Annotated in this window: 21 protein-coding genes; 13 read left to right on the forward strand and 8 right to left on the reverse strand. The window is 53.0% G+C overall.

All coding sequences use genetic code 11. From position 1 onward, the window contains the following. Positions 1-273: 273 nt before the first annotated feature. Entirely contained in the window at positions 274-864 is a 591-nt protein-coding gene (cobO, locus tag AAIE03_RS07235; RefSeq protein ID WP_013025937.1) for a cob(I)yrinic acid a,c-diamide adenosyltransferase, read from the reverse strand. After that, complete coding sequence (locus tag AAIE03_RS07240) at positions 864-1,625, reverse strand: YciK family oxidoreductase (protein WP_022623214.1); 762 nt, start codon at positions 1,623-1,625, stop codon at positions 864-866. Before AAIE03_RS07240 ends, cobO begins: the two co-directional genes overlap by 1 nt. Positions 1,626-1,798: 173 nt before the next feature. Between AAIE03_RS07240 and sohB the strand changes: the two genes are divergently transcribed. Beyond that, positions 1,799-2,845, forward strand: a complete 1,047-nt coding sequence (sohB, locus tag AAIE03_RS07245) for a protease SohB (protein WP_013025935.1) — start codon at positions 1,799-1,801, stop codon at positions 2,843-2,845. Positions 2,846-2,875: 30 nt separating this feature from the next. Here sohB and AAIE03_RS07250 read toward each other — a convergent pair whose 3' ends face one another. Further along, a complete protein-coding gene (locus tag AAIE03_RS07250) occupies positions 2,876-3,124 on the reverse strand; it encodes a YciN family protein (RefSeq protein WP_210523658.1) in 249 nt (82 codons plus the stop codon). 368 nt (positions 3,125-3,492) lie between these two features. On the opposite strand from AAIE03_RS07250, the gene topA reads away from it, so the two are divergent. The 5 genes from topA to acnA all read left to right on the forward strand — a co-directional run bounded on the left by topA (position 3,493) and on the right by acnA (position 11,174). Beyond that, complete coding sequence (topA, locus tag AAIE03_RS07255) at positions 3,493-6,090, forward strand: type I DNA topoisomerase (protein ID WP_013025933.1); 2,598 nt, start codon at positions 3,493-3,495, stop codon at positions 6,088-6,090. Positions 6,091-6,280: 190 nt separating this feature from the next. After that, positions 6,281-7,255 (forward strand): HTH-type transcriptional regulator CysB, encoded by a 975-nt coding sequence (cysB, locus tag AAIE03_RS07260; protein WP_014593807.1) that lies wholly within the window; start codon positions 6,281-6,283, stop codon positions 7,253-7,255. Between the two features lie 495 nt (positions 7,256-7,750). Next, positions 7,751-7,909: a YmiA family putative membrane protein gene (locus AAIE03_RS07265; RefSeq protein WP_013025931.1), complete on the forward strand. Its 159-nt coding sequence runs from the start codon at positions 7,751-7,753 to the stop codon at positions 7,907-7,909. A gap of 36 nt (positions 7,910-7,945) precedes the next feature. Continuing rightward, entirely contained in the window at positions 7,946-8,092 is a 147-nt protein-coding gene (locus AAIE03_RS07270) for a YciX family protein (protein WP_227022862.1), read from the forward strand. 400 nt (positions 8,093-8,492) lie between these two features. Beyond that, positions 8,493-11,174: an aconitate hydratase AcnA gene (gene acnA, locus AAIE03_RS07275; protein ID WP_105082145.1), complete on the forward strand. Its 2,682-nt coding sequence runs from the start codon at positions 8,493-8,495 to the stop codon at positions 11,172-11,174. A 31-nt stretch (positions 11,175-11,205) separates the two neighbouring features. Here the strand turns inward: acnA and ribA are convergent, their stop codons facing one another. Then, positions 11,206-11,799 (reverse strand): GTP cyclohydrolase II, encoded by a 594-nt coding sequence (gene ribA, locus AAIE03_RS07280; RefSeq protein ID WP_015700216.1) that lies wholly within the window; start codon positions 11,797-11,799, stop codon positions 11,206-11,208. Between the two features lie 228 nt (positions 11,800-12,027). Here ribA and pgpB point away from each other — a divergent pair, with 228 nt between their 5' ends. From pgpB to yciH, 5 genes are all read left to right on the forward strand, one after another. Beyond that, positions 12,028-12,792: a phosphatidylglycerophosphatase B gene (pgpB, locus tag AAIE03_RS07285; RefSeq protein ID WP_498562905.1), complete on the forward strand. Its 765-nt coding sequence runs from the start codon at positions 12,028-12,030 to the stop codon at positions 12,790-12,792. Between the two features lie 129 nt (positions 12,793-12,921). Then, entirely contained in the window at positions 12,922-13,233 is a 312-nt protein-coding gene (locus AAIE03_RS07290; RefSeq protein WP_014593805.1) for a LapA family protein, read from the forward strand. A 6-nt stretch (positions 13,234-13,239) separates the two neighbouring features. Then, a complete protein-coding gene (lapB, locus tag AAIE03_RS07295; protein ID WP_013025926.1) occupies positions 13,240-14,409 on the forward strand; it encodes a lipopolysaccharide assembly protein LapB in 1,170 nt (389 codons plus the stop codon). Between the two features lie 194 nt (positions 14,410-14,603). Beyond that, positions 14,604-15,317 (forward strand): orotidine-5'-phosphate decarboxylase, encoded by a 714-nt coding sequence (gene pyrF / locus AAIE03_RS07300; protein ID WP_014593804.1) that lies wholly within the window; start codon positions 14,604-14,606, stop codon positions 15,315-15,317. Next, complete coding sequence (gene yciH / locus AAIE03_RS07305; protein ID WP_014593803.1) at positions 15,314-15,637, forward strand: stress response translation initiation inhibitor YciH; 324 nt, start codon at positions 15,314-15,316, stop codon at positions 15,635-15,637. Before pyrF ends, yciH begins: the two co-directional genes overlap by 4 nt. A gap of 81 nt (positions 15,638-15,718) precedes the next feature. On the opposite strand, the gene osmB is transcribed toward yciH, so the two are convergent. Then, positions 15,719-15,934 (reverse strand): osmotically-inducible lipoprotein OsmB, encoded by a 216-nt coding sequence (gene osmB, locus AAIE03_RS07310; RefSeq protein ID WP_014593802.1) that lies wholly within the window; start codon positions 15,932-15,934, stop codon positions 15,719-15,721. Between the two features lie 345 nt (positions 15,935-16,279). Between osmB and araD the strand changes: the two genes are divergently transcribed. Together araD and AAIE03_RS07320 are read left to right on the forward strand one after the other, a co-directional pair. Then, on the forward strand, positions 16,280-16,978 hold the full coding sequence (gene araD / locus AAIE03_RS07315) for an L-ribulose-5-phosphate 4-epimerase (RefSeq protein ID WP_014593801.1): 699 nt from the start codon (positions 16,280-16,282) through the stop codon (positions 16,976-16,978). Positions 16,979-17,249: 271 nt separating this feature from the next. Then, entirely contained in the window at positions 17,250-18,116 is an 867-nt protein-coding gene (locus AAIE03_RS07320; RefSeq protein WP_013025921.1) for a crotonase/enoyl-CoA hydratase family protein, read from the forward strand. Between the two features lie 4 nt (positions 18,117-18,120). On the opposite strand, the gene pdeR is transcribed toward AAIE03_RS07320, so the two are convergent. From pdeR to AAIE03_RS07335, 3 genes are all read right to left on the reverse strand, one after another. Beyond that, positions 18,121-20,106 carry a cyclic di-GMP phosphodiesterase gene (pdeR, locus tag AAIE03_RS07325; protein WP_014605742.1) on the reverse strand — a complete coding sequence of 662 codons (1,986 nt, stop codon included), beginning with the start codon at positions 20,104-20,106 and terminating at the stop codon, positions 18,121-18,123. A gap of 156 nt (positions 20,107-20,262) precedes the next feature. Further along, entirely contained in the window at positions 20,263-20,553 is a 291-nt protein-coding gene (locus AAIE03_RS07330) for a YbdD/YjiX family protein (RefSeq protein ID WP_013025919.1), read from the reverse strand. After that, on the reverse strand, positions 20,546-22,612 hold the full coding sequence (locus AAIE03_RS07335) for a carbon starvation CstA family protein (RefSeq protein ID WP_210456204.1): 2,067 nt from the start codon (positions 22,610-22,612) through the stop codon (positions 20,546-20,548). Before AAIE03_RS07335 ends, AAIE03_RS07330 begins: the two co-directional genes overlap by 8 nt. Positions 22,613-22,682 lie beyond the last annotated feature (70 nt).

Below are 22,682 nucleotides of genomic sequence, written 5' to 3' on the forward strand. Positions count from 1 at the left end.
ATCATTAACTGGAAAGGGCGCGTAAAACCTAAGCGAAAAAATGACATTGATCGCCAGTTGAATGGGGTAAGGCCGTGAGCAGCCTGCCCAAATTGCCCCGACAACCTTAACGCGACACCGGGAAGGGCGCGTGGTGGGTCATCTCGCGTTTGAGCAAGGGATGGGGATGACAGCTATAGCAAAGTGATAACAGATTGATAATTTGATTGAGACAAAAAAGAGGCGGGTCAGACGGATTCACGCCTGACCTTTATGGCATTGTGTTAATTAACGCTACCAGTCTATGCCCTGTTGGGCCTGGATACCGGCGTCAAAAGCGTGCCTGACGGGGCGCATTTCCGTTACCGTATCGGCCATATCCAGCAGCGTGCGATGGCAGCCCCGGCCAGTAACGATCACGCTCTGATGCACCGGTCGCTGTTTCAGGGCCGTTACCACCGCCTCAAGCGGAAGGTAATCCATGCTGACCATATAGGTGATTTCATCAAGTATCACCAGGTCCAGCCGGGGATCGGCCAGCATGCGCTGAGCATGTTGCCACACGGCAAGGCAGGCATCGGTATCGGTCTGGCGATTCTGCGTTTCCCAGGTGAAGCCGGTAGCCATCACCTGAAACTCCACGCCATGCTGTTCCAGCAGATTGCGCTCGCCGTTTGGCCACTCGCCTTTGATAAACTGAATGGCTGCGGCACGCTTACCATGCCCGCAGGCGCGGAGCGCGGTGCCAAACGCCGCCGTGGTCTTACCTTTGCCATTGCCGGTAAACACCATCAGGATGCCCCTGACTTCACTGGCTGCGGCAATGCGGGCATCGACGTGTTCTTTCAAACGCTGCTGTCGCTGTTGGTGGCGTTCATCCGTCATTACTCGGCCGCTCCGGGTTTTCTGCCAGGCTGGGCATCAAAGCTGATACCGGTTTTGCGACGACTGTCGTCGCCCATCAAATACAGGTAGAGCGGCATGATATCGGCGGGGGTTTTAAGTTTGCTGGCATCTTCCTGCGGAAACGCACTGGCACGCATTTTAGTCCGCGTACCGCCGGGATTGATACAGTTGACCCGCAACCCATGATTTTTATACTCATCTGCCAGCACCTGCATCATGCCTTCGGTGGCAAATTTCGATACCGCATAGGCTCCCCAGCCTGCCCGGCCGGTGCGGCCTACGCTAGACGTGGTGAAGACCAGCGAGCCGCTATCTGATTTTAACAACAGCGGCAGCAGGGCCTGGGTGAGGAAGAAAGTCGCATCAACGTTAATCTTCATCACCTGTTGCCACACCAGGGGATCAAGCTCGGCCAGCGGCGTGATGTCACCCAGAATACTGGCGTTATGTAAGACGCCATCCAGGTGTGAAAACCGTTGTGCCAGTTGCCCGGCCAGCTGGTGGCAATGCGCCGGCGTGGCCTCAGACAGATCAAATACGACCGAGTGTGCCGGACATTTGTTTAACTGATTAATCGCCTCTTCTGTCTGCTGCAGCTTTTCGGCGCTGCGCCCCAGTAAGATGACTTCCGCACCAAAGCGGGCATAGGTTAACGCGGCTTCCCGTCCAATGCCGTCAGAGGCACCGGTCACGAGAATCAGGCGATTCGCAAGTAAATCATTTTTGGGTTGGTAATGCATGTTGGGAGCCTCCCGCAACGTGAGGGTTTCACGCTTTATGCCTCAATTCAGGGCATGACGCAATTAGCAACAGGTACATTCTGTGCCAGGTGCTGGCATTTCAGGCGACGAGCCAAAATAAACCAGTTAAACTAACCCTTTGTCAGTAATCCTCTGTTTAATAAGGCGACACGATGGAACTTCTTTTGAATTATGGACTGTTTTTAGCAAAAGCGGTGACGGTGGTGATTGCCATTGCAGCGATCGTCATGATCGTTGTGAACGCCGCACAGCGCAAACGTCACCAGGGTGGGCAACTCCGTTTAACCCACCTCGGTGATGACTACAGCAAAATGAAAGAGGATCTGCAGCTTGAGAAAATGAAACCTCAGGCACAAAAGCTGTGGTTAAAAAATAATAAGAAAGCCGAGAAACAAAAGGCTAAAGCAGAGAAACGCGCAGTGAAGCAGGGCAGCCTGGAGACCGCCAGGCCCACGCTTTATGTGCTCGACTTTAACGGCAGCATAGATGCCAGCGAAGTGAAATCATTGCGTGAAGAAGTCTCTGCCGTACTGGCAGTGGCCCAGCCCGGTGACGAAGTCCTGCTGCGGTTGGAAAGCCCGGGTGGCATGGTGCACGGCTATGGTCTCGCCGCCTCTCAGTTGCAGCGCCTGCGTGACGCCGGATTAACACTTACGGCTGCCGTTGATAAGGTCGCGGCCAGCGGCGGTTACATGATGGCCTGTGTTGCCAGCCAGATCGTGGCGGCGCCCTTTGCGGTTATAGGTTCAATTGGCGTTGTCGCGCAAATTCCTAACTTCAATCGTCTGCTCAAGCGCAACGATATCGATGTTGAACTGCACACGGCGGGCCAGTACAAACGCACCCTGACACTGTTTGGTGAAAACACGGAGGAAGGGCGTGAGAAATTCCAGCAGGATCTGAATGAAACACATCTGTTGTTTAAGCAGTTCGTTCACGAAATGCGCCCGTCACTGGACATCGACCGTGTCGCCACCGGTGAGCACTGGTACGGACGCCAGGCCCTGACGTTAGGCCTGATCGATCGTATTTCAACCAGTGACGATCTGATTATTCAGCACATGGATAAATTTACCGTGCTGGGCGTGAACTACGTGCGTCGCCGTTCAAGAATCGATCGCCTGACCCACAGTTCAGGACAGGTATTTGAACGCCTGCTGCTAAAGTGGTGGCAACGCGGTGATAAACCGATGTTATGAGTACAAACCCGGCTTCGGCCGGGTTTGTTGTTATTGCAGGTGGTAGCGGGGAGACAGCTCAACCGCCAGGTGTTTAAAGAGATTGAAGACCGCGGTGGTTTTTGCCGTTGGCAACCCTTCTTCATCCAAAAAAAACGGGCCACGGAAGACCAGCACATCACCCTGCTGACTGACCGCCTCCACCGCGACACCGGCTAAATAATCATCATGTTGCCTGAGAAGAGCATTGGCAATCTCCAGTAGTGCCTGGGGCGAAATACCCTGAGTCGGGTTGTGCATGTGTCGGCTCCTTTTTGACAGTCTGACAATTCTTTCTATATTACTTGCGTATCGCATCGTTCGACAAACGGCTGCAGGGGTAAAAAGGGGCTTTACTCACAACAGATGCTAATTAAGTTGCGTAACAGATTTTATCAGGTACAGTGTGGGCGTTTCAGATTCCAGGGATATTGCACCGGGAAGTGCGATTAAGTCAGGCAGAAAAAGCGATTTTTATCATAAAGTTGCATTGGACTGTAATCACTGACCAGAGATTGAGCCCCTCGTCCTGAAATAAAAAACAGGCGTAGCAATATTGAACCCCGTGGGTTTTTGGGCATCCAATCCTCTCCCGTAGAGCAGGACGTATTCATTAGGTAAAGGTAAATATGGGTAAAGCACTCGTTATTGTTGAGTCCCCGGCAAAGGCCAAAACAATCAATAAATACCTGGGCAGTGGCTACGTGGTGAAATCCAGCGTGGGCCATATCCGGGATCTGCCGACCAGTGGTTCAACCGCCAAAAAAAGTGCTGAAACCTCGACAGATAAAAAAGTCAAAAAAGTAAAGAAGGACGAGAAGGCCGCGCTGGTCAGCCGTATGGGCGTTGATCCCTATCATGGCTGGGAAGCGGACTACCAAATCCTGCCAAATAAAGAGAAGGTGGTCGCTGAACTCAAAGCCTTGGCTGAAAACGCTGACCACATTTATCTCGCAACCGACCTTGACCGCGAAGGGGAAGCCATTGCCTGGCACCTGCGGGAAGTCATCGGCGGCGACGACAAACGCTTTAGCCGCGTGGTGTTTAACGAAATCACCAAAAATGCGATCCGTCAGGCGTTTGATACGCCGGGCGAACTGAATATTGACCGCGTTAATGCGCAACAGGCACGCCGCTTTATGGACCGTGTTGTGGGCTACATGGTTTCGCCGCTGTTGTGGAAAAAAGTCGCGCGGGGATTATCTGCGGGCCGCGTACAGTCGGTTGCCGTGCGGTTAGTGGTTGAGCGCGAGCGCGAGATCAAAGCGTTTGTTCCTGAAGAGTATTGGGAACTCAGCGCTAACCTGACGACGCCGAAGGGCGATGACCTGGCGATGGACGTGACTCACGCGGGTGATAAGCCTTTCCGTCCGGTCAATCACGAACAGACGCATGCCGCCCTGGCGCTGCTTGAAAAAGCCCGCTTTGCCGTTACCGATCGCGAAGATAAGCCAACCAGCAGTAAACCCGGTGCGCCATTTATTACGTCTACGCTACAGCAGGCCGCGAGTACCCGCCTGGGCTTTGGCGTCAAAAAAACCATGATGATGGCACAGCGACTTTATGAAGCGGGTCATATCACCTATATGCGTACCGACTCGACCAATCTGAGTCAGGATGCGGTTTCCATGGTGCGCGGCTATATCGAAGGGAATTTCGGTAAAAAGTATCTGCCAGACAACGCCAATACCTTTGCCAGCAAAGAGAATTCACAGGAAGCGCACGAAGCGATTCGTCCTTCTGACGTGGATGTGGTGGCTGAGCAGCTCAAAGATATGGAAGCGGATGCACAAAAGCTGTATCAGCTCATCTGGCGTCAGTTTGTTGCCTGCCAGATGACACCTGCTCAGTATGATTCAACCACGCTGACGGTAACAGCGGGGGATTACAAACTGAAGGCCAAAGGGCGCACGCTGCGTTTTGACGGCTGGACTAAGGTCATGCCCGCCCTGCGCAAGAACGATGAAGATCGCACCTTGCCGCCGGTGAACGTGGGTGACGAACTGAGCCTGCAGGCATTGCTGCCAAGCCAGCACTTTACCAAGCCACCGGCTCGCTTCAGCGAAGCCTCGCTGGTGCGCGAACTGGAAAAACGTGGAATTGGCCGGCCTTCGACCTATGCCGCTATTATCTCCACCATTCAGGACCGGGGCTATGTCAGGGTTGAGAATCGCCGATTTTATGCCGAGAAAATGGGTGAAATCGTCACCGATCGCCTGGAAGAAAATTTCCGCGAACTGATGAATTACGATTTCACCGCGCATATGGAAAGCAGCCTCGACCAGGTTGCCAACAATCAGGCGGAATGGAAAGCGGTGCTTGATCGCTTCTTCTCAGACTTCAGCCAGCAGCTGGAACAGGCGGAGAAAGATCCTGAAGAAGGCGGCATGCAGCCAAACCAGATGGTGTTAACCACCATTGACTGCCCCACCTGCGGCCGTAAAATGGGCATTCGCACGGCCAGTACCGGCGTTTTCCTGGGATGTTCAGGTTACGCACTGCCGCCGAAAGAGCGCTGTAAGCAAACCATTAACCTGATTCCAGAAAATGAAGTGCTGAATATTCTGGAAGGGGATGATGCTGAAACCAATGCGTTACGCGCACGTCGTCGTTGCCAGAAGTGCGGCACGGCAATGGACAGCTACCTGATTGATAACGGACGCAAACTGCACGTGTGTGGTAACAACCCTGAATGCGATGGCTATGAAATCGAAGAGGGCGAGTTCCGAATCAAAGGTTACGACGGTCCGGTGGTTGAGTGCGAAAAGTGCGGGTCTGAAATGCACCTGAAGATGGGGCGTTTCGGTAAGTACATGGCCTGTACCAACGATGACTGCAAGAATACACGTAAAATTTTGCGTAATGGCGATGTGGCACCACCGAAAGAAGATCCGGTGCCGCTGCCAGAACTGCCGTGTGAAAAGTCAGATGCCTACTTTGTGCTGCGCGACGGTGCGGCGGGTGTGTTCCTGGCCGCTAACACCTTTCCAAAGTCACGTGAAACCCGTGCACCGCTGGTGGAGGAACTGCAACGTTTCCACGATCGCCTGCCTGAGAAGTTGAAATACCTGGCCGAAGCGCCAGCAACCGATCCGGAAGGCAATAAAACGTTGGTGCGCTTTAGCCGTAAAACGAAACAACAGTACGTTGCCTCTGAAAAAGAGGGTAAAGCGACGGGCTGGTCAGCGTTTTACATTGACGGCAAGTGGCAGGAAGCGAAAAAGTAATCCTCAGAGGCCAGCACACGCTGGCCTTTTTTCTCGCCTTATATCAATCCGTTCTACATTGTTTCTTAAAATGCTATAGTGGTTATAGCATTTCCGAACCCTTCTTGCTGCTCAGCACTCCTCCACCGGCCGGGGCGACAGTACGTCATCCGGGGATGCGACTCTGTAACCGACCAGGATAAAAAAAGATATGAAATTACAGCAGTTGCGCTATATCGTAGAAGTCGTGAACCACAATCTTAATGTCTCTTCGACAGCGGAAGGTCTTTATACCTCGCAGCCTGGCATAAGCAAACAGGTGCGTATGTTAGAAGACGAACTGGGCGTGCAGATTTTTGCCCGCAGCGGTAAACATCTCACCCAGGTGACGCCGGCCGGTGAAGAAATCATTCGTATTGCCCGCGAAGTCCTCTCTAAAGTCGACGCAATCAAGTCTGTCGCCGGTGAACATACCTGGCCAGATAAGGGCTCCCTGTATGTGGCGACTACCCATACTCAGGCTCGCTATGCCCTCCCGGGCGTGATCAAAGGATTTATCGAACGCTATCCCCGTGTTTCACTGCATATGCATCAGGGCTCCCCAACGCAGATTGCCGAGGCGGTCTCCAAGGGAAATGCGGATTTTGCCATTGCGACGGAAGCGCTGCATCTGTACGACGACCTGATCATGCTGCCGTGCTATCACTGGAACCGCGCCATCGTTGTCACGCCCGATCATCCTCTGGCAGGTAAAGCGCAGGTAACGATTGAGGAGCTGGCCGATTTTCCGCTGGTCACTTATACCTTTGGTTTCACCGGTCGCTCGGAGCTGGATACCGCGTTTATGCGGGCGGGATTAACGCCGCGTATCGTTTTTACCGCGACGGATGCGGACGTTATTAAAACCTATGTCCGACTGGGGTTAGGGGTTGGCGTTATCGCCAGCATGGCCGTCGATCCCGTTGCCGATCCCGACCTGGTCAGAATCGAAGCCTCTGAAATTTTCACCAACAGCACGACCAAGATTGGCTTTCGTCGCAGCACCTTCCTGCGTAGCTACATGTATGACTTTATCCAGCGCTTTGCGCCTCATCTGACGCGAGATGTCGTTGATACGGCTGTCGCACTACGCTCAAACGAAGATATTGAAGCCATGTTTAAAGATATCAAACTGCCGTTTAAGTAACAGAGATGTCCAATCCCTTAGTCTCAGGCTGCCTTGCGCAGCCTTTTTTTTGTTTGAATGTTAGCGCCATGCTTAGGTTGATAAGTTTTATTATTTTTTTGTTAATGCTGCGTCGATCACATGTTTAATGTTTGCTGTATCTTAAATGCGAAACACAACACATTTTTGACGCGATATCTTTGCGGGCTGCCAGGATAATTCCCATACTCCAGTTAAGCCTTGATGGAGAAGCGTTAATTAGGGGGTGATTAAAAGGCGGGTTTAGTAATGACTGGATCTAAAGTTAAATTAACTCAAATTTTTGTCACTGCCGTTTACGTTTATTTGGAATAAGTCATTAATCATCACTTAAGTAATTTTTACCATTTTGATAAATTGCGTTAATCGTTTTGTGCAATAAAAATTACTGGATTTTTGGCCTTAACGGGTTTAGGATTCGTCCTAAATCTTAATCGATGTTATCAATCGTTTTGTTGAGAGTGATTATCAAAAACTATGACTACGAGACTGACTGTAGACCCGGGTTTCCCGGCTAAAAGCACCAAGGTTAAGCGCTCCGGTAACACTCGTCGCAACGCCTGGTTAACTGTATTTGCTGCCTCAGCGCTGTTTTGGGTTGTTGTAGCGTTAATGATTTGGCGCATCTGGGGTTAAGCCATGTGGGCAAACGCACTCTGCCATAAGCACACAATGACCACTCGTCAGCATCGCCTCTCTGGCTACAAAGCTAAAGAGCCGGTTGCAAAGGCGGAAAAAGTGTCTATCCCGGAAAGCTGGGATCTCAACGAACATCAACGCAATTTCATCGAGTCGTTTCTGGACCCGAAAGTAAAATAATTAATTATCGTTCTTTTCTTTTCGACACATCTTCTGTCATTCGGCTGCTTAAAAAAGCCTTTCACACGTAGCATAAAAGATGTCATCCGTTAAAACGGTTGGTAGTGCGGCTTTCTATTGCCCATTCGGCGCAGGAGTGATCTTATGAATATGATTAAAATGACCTGGTTCAGTGCCTATGCTTTCTCTTTTAGCGTGTGGATGGCAGCACTTTGGGCAGCCTTGTAATATATCGTTTCCTGTTAATAAATAATGCCTCGTAATTTTACGGGGCATTTTTGTTTGCGTCAGATTGTAGCAATTGGTGTTGTAATCAAAACGTTAACAGAAAAGTGGTCTATCTTTAAGCTAAACCTTGTTGTCTCTGAGGTTTAAAGACCATGATTATTAAGGAGGAGCTATGTCGTCAACCCTACGCGAGCAGAGTCAGGAAACACTGCAGGTAGATAATCAAAACTATCACATCTTCAGTCTACCTCGCGCATCACAACATCTCGGCAACATTGATCGTTTGCCAAAATCCATGAAAGTTCTGCTGGAAAACCTGCTGCGCTGGCAGGACGGTGATTCAGTCACGGAAGAGGATATCCAGGCACTGGTCGACTGGCAGAAAACGGCCCATGGCGATCGGGAAATTGCCTATCGCCCTGCGCGTGTATTAATGCAGGACTTCACTGGCGTGCCTGCCGTGGTGGATTTGGCCGCCATGCGTGAGGCGGTGGGTCGTCTTGGCGGCGACGTCGCCAAAGTGAATCCTCTGTCGCCGGTCGATCTGGTTATCGACCACTCTGTCACGGTTGACCATTTCGGTGACGATAACGCATTTGAAGAAAACGTGCGGCTGGAAATGGAGCGCAACCATGAACGCTACGTTTTTCTGCGCTGGGGCCAAAAGGCTTTTGATCAGTTTCGGGTGGTACCGCCAGGCACAGGTATCTGTCATCAGGTGAACCTGGAATACCTGGGCAAAGCGATCTGGCAGCAGAACATTAACGGTGAACGTTACGCCTGGCCTGATACGTTAGTCGGAACCGATTCTCATACCACCATGATCAATGCCCTGGGTGTACTCGGCTGGGGCGTGGGTGGGATTGAGGCAGAGGCCGCCATGCTTGGCCAGCCGGTTTCTATGCTGATCCCCGACGTCGTGGGTTTCAAGCTAACCGGGAAACTGCGTGCGGGCATCACCGCAACCGACCTTGTACTTACCGTCACGCAAATGCTGCGTAAGCACGGCGTTGTCGGGAAGTTTGTCGAGTTCTATGGCGATGGCCTGGCTGATCTGCCGCTGGCCGACCGTGCCACCATTGCTAATATGGCACCGGAATATGGCGCAACCTGCGGATTTTTCCCGGTTGATGAAGTTACACTCAGCTATATGACGCTAACCGGACGCGATGCAGAGCAGGTGGCACTGGTGGAACACTATGCTAAGCGACAGGGCCTGTGGCGTAACGCCGGCGATGAACCGATTTTCACCAGTAGCCTTGCGCTCGATATGAATGATGTCGAGTCGAGCCTGGCCGGACCGAAACGTCCGCAGGATCGCGTCTCGCTGGGGGATGTGCCCGCCGCTTTCGATGCCAGCAATGAGCTGGAAGTGAACCATGCACAGAAACCGCATAAGCAGGTCGATTATACCGACAGCGAGACCGGCCTGAGCCACACGCTGACCGATGGCGCGGTGGCGATTGCGGCGATTACCTCCTGTACCAACACCTCTAACCCCAGCGTGCTGATGGCCGCAGGGTTACTGGCGAAAAAAGCGGTTGAGCGGGGATTAAAACGCCAGCCGTGGGTCAAAGCGTCGCTGGCTCCGGGTTCTAAAGTGGTCTCCGACTATCTCGCGGTCGCGCAGCTGACACCTCATCTCGATAAACTGGGTTTTAACCTTGTGGGCTACGGCTGTACGACCTGTATCGGTAACTCGGGTCCGCTGCCGGATGAGATTGAATCGGCCATCAAAGAAGGGGATTTAACGGTAGGGGCCGTCCTGTCCGGTAACCGCAACTTCGAGGGCCGTATTCATCCGCTGATTAAAACCAACTGGCTGGCATCGCCACCGCTGGTCGTCGCCTATGCGTTGGCAGGTAATATGAAAATCAACCTGCAAACCGACCCGCTCGGTCACGATCATCAGGGCAAGCCGGTATTTCTGAAAGACATCTGGCCTTCACCTGAAGAGATTGCGACCGCCGTCCAGCAGGTCACCAGCGATATGTATCATAAAGAGTACGCTGAGGTATTTAACGGCACGCCAGAGTGGCAGGCCATTAAGGTAAGTGAAGCGGCTACCTACGACTGGGATGAAGGATCAACCTACATTCGCCTGTCGCCCTTCTTTGACGACATGGAAAAAGAACCTAAGCCGGTTCAGGATATTCATGGCGCGCGCCTGCTGGCGATTCTTGGCGATTCGGTCACCACTGACCACATCTCGCCTGCCGGTAGCATCAAAGCGGAAAGTCCGGCCGGTCGCTATCTGCTGTCCCACGGCGTGGAGCGGAATGATTTTAACTCCTACGGTTCACGGCGCGGCAACCATGAAGTGATGATGCGCGGGACCTTTGCGAATATCCGTATTCGAAATGAAATGGTGCCTGGCGTGGAAGGGGGTTACACCAAACACTATCCCAGCGGTGAGCAGTTGGCCATTTATGACGCGGCGATGAAATATCAGGCTGACGGCATTCCCCTGGCGGTGATTGCGGGTAAAGAGTACGGTTCAGGATCGAGCCGTGACTGGGCGGCGAAAGGGCCGCGTTTGCAAGGCGTCCGCGTGGTAATTGCGGAATCCTTCGAACGTATTCACCGTTCCAACCTGATTGGTATGGGGATTTTGCCGCTGGAGTTCCCTCAGGGCGTAACGCGTAAAACGTTAGGTCTGAAAGGGGATGAGGCGATAGATGTGGAAAACCTGGCGCAGCTTAAACCCGGATGCACCGTTTCTGTCACGCTAACGCGCGCAGATGGCAGTCAGGAGAAGCTGGATACGCGTTGCCGTATTGATACCGGTAATGAACTGACCTATTACCGAAACGACGGTATTCTGCACTACGTGATTCGTAACATGCTGAACTGATAAATCAGCCGGGGAAACCCGGCTGTTTCATTCAGGACTTCGGCAGAAGATGACCCATTTTTTCTGCCTTGGTATCAAGATAGTGCGCATTCTCAGGATTGCGCCCAACAACCAACGGCACCCGCTCAACAATATTGATCCCGGCTTCACCCAGAATTTCCACTTTCCGCGGATTGTTAGTGAGCAGCCGAACTTCATTTACGCCCAGTAACTTAAACATATCGGCACACAGCGTGAAGTCACGTTCGTCAGCGGCAAAGCCCAACTGATGATTGGCTTCAACGGTGTCGTAGCCTTTATCCTGCAACGCATAGGCACGAATTTTGTTCAGCAGGCCGATGTTACGACCTTCCTGGCGGTGATAGAGCAGTACACCGCGGCCTTCTTCAGCAATGGCATTCAGGGCCGCTTCAAGTTGAAAGCCGCAGTCGCAACGCAGGCTGAACAGCGCATCGCCAGTCAGACACTCGGAATGAACACGAGCCAGGACTGGTTGATTATCGTTAATATCGCCAAAGACCAGGGCAACATGGTCATGACCGGTTGCCAGTTCTTCAAAACCTACCATCAGGAAATCTCCCCATGGCGTGGGCAGTTTGGCTTCTGCCACCCGTTTAAGCTGCATGTGACTCTCCAGAACCCTCAAAGGATGCACTATCATCATAATAGTGCACAGGCCGATGCGGCCCGACAAACGTGGAATATTGTGCCACAACCGCGAGGCAGGCTGTTAATCTGTGTAAACGATTGTTGTGATAAAGCACGATTATCTAATCTTAAAAGGTTATGTTATTCTTTTTTAAGCTAAAGTTATGCTTTCGCAACAGGTTTTCACCGGGAAAAAGGAAAAGGGATGATTAAAATCTTTCAACGGACGCTGGCGGGAATGCTGCTGCTGCTTATTATGCCGGTTGCAGTATGGTTGTCCGGTTGGCAATGGCAGCCTGGCGAAAGTAATACCTTTCTTAAGGTCTTGTTCTGGATGACCGAAACGGTCACACGGCCGTGGGGAATGCTGACCAGCCTGATTTTAAGCGCGTGGGTGCTGTGGTGCCTGCGTTTCAGGCTCAAACCGGCGCTGCTGCTCCTGGTGATCATGAATGCCACCATTCTGGCCGGTCAATACACAAAATCCTTTATTAAAGAGCAGGTGCAGGAACCCCGGCCCTATGTCGTCTGGCTGGAGAAAACCCACGGACTGGACGACAAAACCTTTTACCAACTGAATCGTGAGCAACGTGGCCAGTGCGTCACGGCGCTGATTGCGGATGAATCCCATATTCCGGGCTGGTTGAAAAAGCACTGGGCCTTTGAAACAGGGTTTGCCTTCCCGTCCGGACACACGATGTTTGCCGCCAGTTGGGCCTTACTGGTCATCGGTTTACTTTGGCCACGCCGGCATTACAAAACGATTGTGCTTGTCGGACTCTGGGCGACAGGCGTCATGGGCAGTCGCCTGCTGCTGGGCATGCACTGGCCGCGCGATCTGGCCGTGGCAACATTCATTTCCTGGGTGTTTGTGGTGGTGGCAACCTGGCTCGCTCAACGCTTCTGTGGGCCGCTCAGCCTGCCACCGGAAGAGAAGCAGGAGGTGGCCGAACGGGAACAAGGATTGTAATTGCGCCGTTCAGCACCATATCTTTATCTTGAAACTGAGCAAAAGCTCTTCGTCTGATGCGGCCGGGAGCAGTATTTTTGCCGTAATTTTGGCATAATTCTATTCGACAACCTCACAACGGGATGCACTGTGAAATATTTGCTGATTTTTTTAGTGGTTTTGGTCATTTTTATCATTTCCGTGACCCTTGGCGCGCACAACGACCAGGTTATCACCTTTAACTATCTGCTGGCGCAGGGTGAATTCCGTATCTCTACGTTACTGGCAACGCTTTTCGGCGTCGGTTTTTTGCTGGGATGGGTTATCTGCGGACTCTTCTGGTTACGTCTTCGGGTCTCTCTGGCCAATGCACAACGTAAAGTTAAGCGCCTGCAGACTCAGATTGATCAGAGCACGCCAGCGCCTGTCGGTAAACCGCTACCGCCGGCCGCGCAGGAATAAGTCTCCATGTTAGAGCTGCTGTTTCTGTTACTTCCTGTCGCCGCTGCCTATGGTTGGTACATGGGCCGCCGAAGCGCGCAGCAGGATAAGCAACAGGAATCAAACCGCCTGTCTCGTGACTACGTCGCAGGGGTAAACTTTTTACTCTCCAACCAGCAGGATAAAGCGGTCGATCTGTTTCTTGACATGCTCAAGGAAGACAGCGGCACGGTTGAAGCGCACCTGACCCTTGGCAACCTGTTCCGTTCGCGCGGTGAGGTTGACCGCGCCATTCGAATTCATCAGTCTTTAATGGAAAGCGCGTCGCTAAGCTACGAACAACGCTTGCTGGCCATCCAGCAACTGGGGCGTGACTATATGGCAGCAGGTCTTTATGACCGCGCCGAAGACATGTTCAAACAGCTGACGGATGAGACAGATTTCAGGATCGGTGCACTGCAACAGCTGTTGCTTATTCATCAGGCAACCAGCGACTGGGTTCAGGCTATCGAGGTGGCTGAGCGGCTGGTTAAACTGGGCAAAGACAAGCAGAAGGGTGAGATTGCCCATTTTTATTGCGAACTCGCGCTGCAGGCAATGAGCAGCGACGATCTCGACAGGGCGATGACCCTGTTGAAAAAGGGGGAATCAGCCGATCGTCAGAGCGCACGCGTCTCGATTATGATGGGGCGCATCCTGATGGAGAAAGGGGAGCACGCCAAAGCTATCGAGCATCTGCAGCGTGTTCTGGATCAGGATAAAGAGCTGGTCAGTGAAACGCTGCCGATGTTGGAAACCTGTTTTCAGCGTCTTAATCAGCCCGACGCCTGGGCCGCATTTCTTAAACGCTGTGTGGAAGAGAACACCGGCGCCGCGGCGGAACTGTATCTTTCCGCGATTCTGGAGCAGGAGCAGGGCGCAGAAGCGGCGCAAAACTACATCAATAACCAGTTACAGCGTCACCCCAACATGCGCGTATTCCATCGTCTGATGGAGTTTCACCTGCATGAAGCGGAGGATGGTCGTGCTAAAGAGAGCCTGATGGTGCTGCGCGATCTGGTCGGCGAGCAAATCCGCACGAAACCACGCTATCGCTGCCAGAAATGCGGCTTTACGGCCCATGCGCTCTACTGGCACTGTCCGTCATGCCGGACCTGGTCATCAGTCAAACCGATTCGCGGACTGGATGGACAATAACCTGTTGGTTATTGTCTTCGGTTTTCAATGCTTTTTAGTTACAACATACTATAATTGTTAATTGCAGAAATTGCCTGACCTCCGTGCGTTTATCGCCTGGCAGCGCAACAGGGATTGTGATGCGAAAAGCGGGCAGGTAGAATGCGTGCCGTTTGTCTAACGCGCCAGCAGGTGCCTACCGCAGAGGAAATAGCATGGCCTTATCCCAGACTTCACCGGTGTTAGTGGCGCTTGATTACCACGATATGAACAGCGCACTGCATTTTGTCGATCAGATAGAGCCGGGCAGCTGCCGCCTGAAAGTGGGCAAAGAAATGTTCACATTGTTCGGCCCACAGCTGGTAAAAACCCTGCAACAGCGTGGGTTTGAGATCTTTCTCGACCTGAAATTTCACGACATCCCTAATACCACCGCCCGTGCGGTCGCTGCTGCTGCCGATCTTGGCGTCTGGATGGTGAACGTTCATGCGAGCGGCGGAGCACGCATGATGAATGCCGCCCGTGAAGCGCTTCTTCCCTATGGTGAGCAGGCGCCGTTACTGATTGCCGTCACCGTCCTGACCAGCATGGATGCTGAAGATTTACTGGGTTTGGGCATCACGCTGTCTCCCGCAGAGCAGGCTGAACGCCTGGCAAAACTCACGCGCGAATGCGGTCTTGATGGGGTTGTCTGCTCCGCGCACGAAGCCGCGCGGTTTAAACAGGCGATCGGTCATGATTTTAAGCTGGTTACTCCCGGCATTAGGCCTCAGGGAAGCGACGCGGGCGATCAGCGCCGCGTTATGACGCCACAGCAGGCCCGCCTTGCTGGCGTCGATTATATGGTAATAGGACGTCCCATTACGCAGTCAGCGGACCCCGCAGCGACGCTTAAGGCGCTGTTGCAGGATTTGGAGAGCGTAAAATGAGTCGCGATAATCCCTTGGTATATTCAACCGACGCTGGCCGTATCACTCAGCCCGAACAAAAGGCGGAACGGCCCAAAGGCGACGGCATTGTTCGCATTCAGCGCCAGACCAGCGGACGCAAAGGCAAAGGTGTTTGCCTGATTTCTGGCGTCGATATGGATGAGGCAGCACTGAACCAGCTGGCCGCTGAACTGAAGAAAAAATGCGGTTGTGGCGGGTCGGTGAAAGAGGGCGTGATCGAAATCCAGGGCGACAAGCGCGATTTATTAAAAAGCCTGCTGGAAGCCAAAGGGATGAAGGTAAAACTGGCTGGGGGTTGAAAGAAGAAACCGGACTACAAGGTAGCCCGGTTTTTATTATGTAGATGCGCTGCGTAGCCGTGATTTATTGTTATAGCGTGCTTAGTGAACCTGGTGACCGATAATACCACCCACAGCTGCACCACCCACGGTACCCAGCGCGCTGCCGTTGGTTAATACAGAGCCACCAATTGCGCCGGCACCTGCGCCAATCGCAGTGTTACGGTCGCGTTTAGACCAGTTCGAACAGCCGCTTAACGCCACAACCAGCGTGGTCGCCAGGACAGCGGCGGTCACTTTTTTCATTGTAATTGTCATGAACTTCTCCTTTATTGTGTATGCAGATGCAACACAGTAAGTATAGCTGTGAAATTTTTTCAGGCCGCCTGTGAGGCATGATTACCGCATCCTTTCAGTATAAAAATGCCAGACACCATGGACAATCTGCTTGTAGCGGCTGAAAAGCATCATTAACAGATGGACCTGTCTGATGCCTGACAGAATTCTATTCATTTTGCAGAATTTCCGAAGATGGAAAATTCTTAATTCGCGACACAATTTTTCATTCACAGCCATTTTCCGCTGCTTTTTAGCTATTTGCTCCATAACGTTTTTTCTGCCTGCTCCGCACACTATGAAAACCCTTCTCAGCAGGAGAAAAAAATGCTGGAGCACCTTAAACAACAGGTCCTGGAAGCCAACCTGGATCTCCCCAAATACAACCTTGTCACCTTCACATGGGGAAACGTCAGCGCGATTGACCGTGAGCAAGGTCTGTTAGTGATTAAACCTTCTGGCGTCAGTTACGATGTCATGAAAGTGGAGGACATGGTGGTGGTCAACCTGGCGACCGGCGAGGTGGTGGAAGGCGAAAAACGGCCTTCATCCGATACGGCTACGCACCGGGCACTCTACCTGGCCTGGCCTGAGGTTGGCGGAATCGTCCATACGCATTCACGTCATGCCACCATCTGGGCGCAGGCCGGACGTGCCATCCCCGCGTGGGGCACCACCCACGCGGACGACTTTTACGGTGAGATTCCCTGCACCCGAGCCATGCGCGATGAAGAAATCAAAAATCAGTATGAGTGGAATACGGGGGAGGTGATCATTGAAACCTTCGCCGAGCGCGGACTTTCTCCTTCGGCCATTCCTGCCGTGCTGGTGAATTCTCACGGGCCTTTCGCTTGGGGCAAAGACGCACATGCGGCCGTCCACAGTGCAGTGGTACTGGAAGAAGTGGCTTACATGGGATTGTTTAGCCAGCAGCTCACGGCCGGGCTGCCTCCCATTCAGCAGACCCTGCTTGATCTGCACTATTTGCGCAAACACGGTGAAAATGCCTGGTACGGCCAGAAATAATGCCTGGGGCGCAGCGGTGCCTGCGTCCCGAAATGGCTCGTGATGAGCGAGCCTTAAGGGAAGGACAGTCCCATCAATGCCGGTTATAGGTTCGCGCCTTTCCGTGGTAAAGGCTGCGGATATCAAGAAAGTCTACTAATCATTTAAAGGTGGTGCATCGGGGATCACTCTGGAATTTATGTTGTAAATCAATCTCTCATTTGGTCTGGCCTCACTCTGGATTAGGCTGATGTGGCGCAATTAGCGCATCAAAATAATAGAGGATGAGACAATGACCGTGATTAACCAACCCACATGCAGACTGTTTTCCGAAGCCGGACAAACCACGCAGTTAGTTGCCTATTACGAGGAAGGACGTCGCACCATGTGGATGATGTTGCGCGCCCAGCCACGCCCCAGTTTTAATCATGAGTTGATTGAAGAGATCATGAATCTGAGTTACACGGCGCAGCGATCGGGCTTACCTATCGACTTCTGGGTCACCGGCTCGTTAGTTCCACAAATGTTTAATGCCGGTGGCGATCTGCGCTTTTTTGTGGAATGTATCCGCAACAACCGGCGCGAAGCGTTACGTGCTTATGCCCGTGCCTGCGTTGACTGCATCCACTCGGCGGCGCGCGGATTTGACACCGGCGCGGTAACGCTGGCGATGATTGAAGGCAGTGCGTTAGGCGGCGGTTTTGAAGCCGCGCTTGCCCATCACTTTATTCTGGCGCAAAACAATGCGCGGATGGGGTTTCCGGAAATCGCCTTTAACCTGTTTCCCGGAATGGGCGGCTACTCATTAGTCGCGCGGCGTTCGGGCATGAAACTGGCTGAAGAGCTGATTATGGAAGGCGAATCGCACAGTGCCGAATGGTATGAAACCCGTGGTCTGGTCGATAAGGTTTTCCAGCCGGGCGACAGCTACCGCGCCACCCGCACCTTTATCGATACGTTGCGACCTAAGCTCAATGGCGTACGCGCCATGCTAAAGGCGCGCCAGCGGGTACTGCAGCTGTCACGCGCGGAACTGATGGATATCACCGAGGACTGGGTAGATTATGCATTCACGCTCGAAGCGAAGGATATTGCCTATATGGAACGTTTAGTCCAGTTACAAAACCGCCACAGCGCATCACTGCGTAAAGCGGGTTAGATAATTACACGCGGGCAGGATGCTGAGCCAGCCAGTGCCCAAACTGATCGGCGGGCATTGGTTTTGCGTAAAAATAGCCTTGCCGCCCATCGACGCCGCTTTTTAACACAAAGGCTTCTTCATCGACGGTTTCAATACCTTCGGCAATCACCTGCAAATCAAGCGCCTTCGCTACCGCAACAATCGCCCTGACGAGTGACTGAGAAACGGGACGTTTATTCACATTACGGATAAAGCTTTGATCCAGTTTGATGGCATTAATAGGGACGCGCGCCAGCTGTGAAAGGGAGGAATAACCGGTGCCAAAGTCATCAAGGTGAATCTGGGCACCCAGTTCCTGAAATTTACGCATCAGCTTGAGCGCTTCGGCTTCATTCTCAATCAGGCAGCTTTCCGTCAGTTCGATATCCACCGGGCACTCGGTTAAACCGGCATCCGTCAGGGCTTGTTTCAGGTCACTGTAGATTGTCTGGTCGAGTAACTGGCGCGCCGAGACATTAACCGCGACGCGCAGATAAATATTCTGCTCCCGCCAGGCAATAATTTGCTTCAGCACGTTAAGCATGACCCAGCGACCCAGTGGCACGATCAGCCCGGATTCTTCCGCGTAGGGAATAAATTCCCCGGGTGAAACCAGCCCGCGCTCGGGTGAGTTCCAGCGAACCAGCGCTTCCGCACTGCGCACTTTACCGTCAGCATCCACTTTGGGCTGGTAGTGCACTAATAAATGGTCCTGCTCCAGCGCTTTGCGCAGGTTGGTGTCGAGCCAGAGATATTCAAAAACCCGGCGGTTCATCTCCTCGGCAAAAACACAATAGCTGCCACGGTTGTTCTCTTTGGCGTGATACATCGCCGTATCAGCGTTACGAATCAGACACTCACGGTCCTCTCCGTGTAGCGGAGCCAGGGCGATCCCGACGGAGCAGCCGCTGTAAACCTCGATGAGGCCGATGCGGAAAGGCTGACGCAGGCGATCGAGAATGCGCGTAGCCATTGCTTCCAGCGCAGCCTGACTGGTGTGCTCAGCCAGCACCACAAACTCGTCACCGCCCAGCCGTCCAAGCGTCTGGTTCTTGCTCAGACAGCTCAGAATCGCCAGGGAAACGGCCTGCAACAGTTGATCGCCGAACATATGACCGTAGGCATCATTCACTTTTTTGAAATTATCTAAATCCAGGTAGACCACGCCGGTTTCACTGCCCTCAGCCCGCTCCAGCGCATGGCTGATTTGCTGGTGAATCGCGTGGCGATTGGGCAGGCCAGTGATGCCATCGGTGTTGGCCATCACGCGCAGGCGCTCTTGCGCACGGCGTTCTTCCGTAATATCCGTTCCTGAACAGATGAGGAAAATTTCATTTTTACCGCTGCCACTGTGAACAAACTTATTACGAAAAAGAAACAGTCGCTGTCCTTTCATCGTCTTGATCCAGCGTTCCACTTCGTAGGAATTCCCATCGCGAAAGAACCCTGCGATGTTCCTGCGTGAGGCCGCGGCTTCCTGTTTGGTCATAAACAGCTGGAAAACATTACGGCCGATCACATCCTGTTCATACAGGCCGGTATACTCTTCGCTGAGGCGGTTAAAGCGTTGAATGTTGCCGCGCTGATCAAGGATAACGATGACCGAGTTGGCCTCCGACACGACCTGTTCAGCAAATGACAGGCCCAGCGTCAGGTCGCGCGCCACCGCCGACGTATCGCCCCATGCCGAAGCGGTGCCCGCCCACACGGACTGGTTGATCCGCCGGCCAACAAAATGCATGGCGACCTGCTCGCCGTGAATCGTTAACGTCAGATTAATACTGGAAGTAATAACGGGCATCGCGCGCAATAAACTGCACTGGCCGGGCGTCAGTGGCACAGCAACGCTGGTGTTCGATGATTCATCTAAGGCAAAAAGCAGCGCATCACTGTCTGCGGTTAATCGCCAATGAGGGCTGGTTGTACCAAACAAGGTATACAACAACGATTGCCCTTGTTCATCGGTCATGGTCACTCCCTCCAGGAAGTACATTGCTGGCGTTATCTCGTTATTTTAGCAACAGTATTCATCAACTGACGCCAGCACAAGACGAAACTGTATTTATTTTGCTTTCCAGAAAAAACGGGCAGAAAAAACCCCGCCGAAGCGGGGCACACTTTCTGTTCAGCACGGACATTTTCCCAGCTTTCCGGCCTGGCTGGGGAAGCGGGCATCCAGACAATAACGATGAAAGTCCCGCTCGCTCATCGGCGTAATGTCAGGATGATGTTGCCGCATATGCTGCAGATATTTCGGGTAATCCTGCACGCCGACCATCAAACGAAAACTTTGCTGAAGTCCCTGCCACAGCGCTCGCCAGCGAAAACCCACGGGTTTTGGCCTGGAAAGCAACGTGCAGCGCATTATATGCCAGCGACCCTGTGGGCGCGCTACGCGATGGATGCTGTCAACCATGACGAAGCTCCTTACGTAAGGATATGTCTGACTCATGCGTAGTGGGCACATCGCTACGCAGCGCGCGACGAATGACAAAGAAGGCCGCAATCAGCATCGTAACGGCAACCAGCATAAAGAACCCGCACAGGGCAGCATTAATCTGGTTACTGAATACGATGGTTTGCATATCGTCCACGGTTTTCGCGGGGGCGATGATCACGCCATCATCCAGGCCTTTTCGGAATTTATTGGCCTGAGCAAGAAAACCAATTGACGGTTTTTCGTGGAAAATTTTTTGCCAACCTGCTGTCATCGACGTAATAAACAGCCAGATAGTGGGCAGAATCGTCACCCACGCATAGCGCTGCTTTTTCATCTTAAACAGCACGACCGTGCCCAGAATCAGCGCCATCGATGCCAGCATCTGATTACCAATACCAAACAGTGGCCACAACGTATTAATCCCGCCCAGAGGATCGATCACGCCCTGATAAACGAAGAAACCCCAACCTGCGACGGCGACGGTCGTGCCGGAAAGGTTGCCGAGCCATGAGCGGTTATTGGCCAGTGAAGGCACAACCGTACCGACCAGATCCTGCACCATAAACCGGCAAGCGCGCGTACCGGCATCCACGGCGGTTAAGATAAACAGGGCTTCAAATAAGATGGCAAAGTGATACCAGAAGGCCATCATCGCGCGGCTGTTGAACACCTCCGTAATGATGTGCGCCATGCCGACCGCAAAGGTTGGCGCGCCCCCGGCGCGTGACAGAATTGAGGCTTCTCCCACGTCTCTGGCGATACCGCTTAACATTTCAGGTGTGACGACAAAGCCCCAGCCGTTAATCACTTGAGCGGCATTTTCTACCGTAGTGCCAATCAGTGCAGCAGGGGCGTTCATCGCAAAGTAAACGCCTGGGTCCAGCACGGAGGCGCATATCAGCGCCATGATTGCCACAAACGACTCCATCAGCATCGCGCCGTAACCGATAAAGCGAATATGGCTTTCACGCTCAATCAGCTTCGGCGTGGTGCCGCTGGAGACCAGCGCATGGAAGCCGGAGATGGCGCCACAGGCAATGGTGATAAACAGGAACGGGAACAGGGCGCCGGAAAAAACCGGGCCTGAGCCATCAATAAATTTGGTCACAGCGGGCATTTTCAGTTCTGGCATGGCAAAGACGATGCCAACGGCCAGCCCGACAATTACGCCGATTTTCAGGAAAGTAGACAGGTAATCTCTGGGAGCCAGCAGCAGCCAGACCGGCAGCACCGAGGCGATAAAACCATAGATGACCAGTACCCAGGTCAGAGAGGTGCCTTTCAGGGTGAAGAACGGGCCCCAGTAAGGATGCTGAGCCACATCACCACCGTAGATAATGGCCGCCATCATCAGCACAAAACCGATCAAGGAGACTTCGGCGATCTTACCCGGGCGCAGAAAGCGCATGTAAATGCCCATAAACAGGGCGATAGGAATCGTTGCTGCAATGGTGAACAGCCCCCACGGGCTATTCGCAAGGGCTTTAACCACCACCAGCGCCAGCGCGGAGAGAATGATGATCATCACGCCCAGCGCACCCAGCATGGTAATAACCCCGGCAAAGGCGCCCAGCTCCTGACGGGCCATTTCACCTAAGGAGCGGCCGTCACGTCGCGTAGAGATAAACAGGATCAGAAAGTCCTGCACCGCGCCCGCCATCATAACCCCAATCAGGATCCAGATCGTGCCCGGCAGAAAGCCCATCTGGGCCGCCAGAATAGGGCCGACCAGCGGCCCGGCGCCCGCGATCGCCGCAAAGTGGTGACCGAACAGCACCCACTTATTGGTGGGCACATAGTCAAGACCATCGCTGAGGCGCTCGGCGGGGGTAAGACGGCGATCGTCCAGTTCAAAAATGTTGCGGGCGATAAACAGGCTGTAAAAACGATAAGCGATGCTGTAACAGGCTACGGCGGCAATCACCAGCCAGACTGCGTTGACGTGCTCGCCGCGGTTAAGCGCCAGCATCGCGAACGCACCCGCGCCAATTAACGCCACTGCCAGCCAGAGCACGCCGTTTTTGACGTTCTTCATAACTCACTCCTTGTAGAGACCGAATGGAAGGCGATCGGATACAACGAGCTAACGTTAATGTAATGTAATG

This window comes from Pantoea sp. Ae19-2, from assembly GCF_059801205.1.